This is a genomic window from Paenibacillus sp. 01T422 (assembly GCF_056398785.1).
The window spans coordinates 1-1,133 of record NZ_JBFTQB010001341.1; the positions used below are offsets into that span (position 1 = coordinate 1).

Below are 1,133 nucleotides of genomic sequence, written 5' to 3' on the forward strand. Positions count from 1 at the left end.
TAGGAAACCTGCCCTGAGTGTATTCGTCCTCAGGCTTGCGTATCCAACGATGGAAATAGCCTTGTGTATACAGAGCTTTGAGCAGGATGATTAAGACAGGCGAGAGGATGACGCCCGCAACGCCGAATAACGAAAGGGACACGATCATGAAGGCTAGCGTAGTAAAGGCCGATACGCCAAGAGATTCCCCTGTAATTTTTGGTTCCATGATCTGTCTGACAAGGATAACGACAAGCAGCAGCGCGCTTAGCCAGATTGCTAGTGTTGTCTGCCCAACGATAAACAAGTAAATGATCCATGGAATGAACAAAGTAGAGACACCCAGCAACGGCAGAACATCGAAAACCGCCGAGAGTAGGGAGATGGAGAACGCGTTATTGACGCCTAGCAGGAGCAAGGCCAAGAAAACGACGACAAACGTTAAGCTTATTAGTTTAAGCTGGGCTTTTACGTAAGAGACAATACCCTTCACGACATTTTCCTTTAAAAAGAAGAAAACCGATTTAAACGTTCTAGGTGTTTTCTCACTTGCAAGGCGTTTCCAGGAGTCGATTTCTATGCTGAGGAAGTAGGCCAAAATGATTCCGACAATGAAGTTGAACATGAAGGTGGAGAAGGAAGTCAGCGAGGCTACTAAGCCGGATAAGAACGATATAATGAATTTAGATGCATTTCCTGCGAATTGTCCGGCATACTCTTTGATCTTGACAATGACATCAGGAGGCAAAGTTTGGAAACGATCATTTAATTCACTAATTTTATGTATGATTTGGTCATTAAAAACGGCTTGATAATCGTCTACTTTATCGACAAGGCTCATGATCTGGCTTGTGAAAATAACAGCGGCACCCGTCAGTGCGCCCAGGATGATCAGGACGAAGAGGAGTGTCGAGATCGCTGATGCAATCGACTTTCGCATCCCTTTCCGATTCAGAAACCTAGCAAAAGGCTCGATCATCAAGAAAATGATCAGAGCCAGGAAGATAGGCGTCGCGATGCGATACAGATAGCTGAACAACAGCATGAAGAGGTAGACGGTTAGAACAATGAGAGCAATGTCAAAGGCAGTTCTCCAATATTTCTTGTAAAAAGAAATCATGCATGTTCCTCCGGGGGCTTTATGTTTATTGTTC

General features: G+C 44.6%; 1 protein-coding gene. It reads right to left on the reverse strand.

Annotated features, from left to right (window positions below; all coding sequences use genetic code 11):
- Positions 1–1,099, reverse strand: a 1,099-nt coding sequence (gene ytvI / locus AC1DUA_RS38585) for a sporulation integral membrane protein YtvI (RefSeq protein WP_477504718.1), incomplete at its 3' end; no start/stop codon positions are given.
- Positions 1,100–1,133 lie beyond the last annotated feature (34 nt).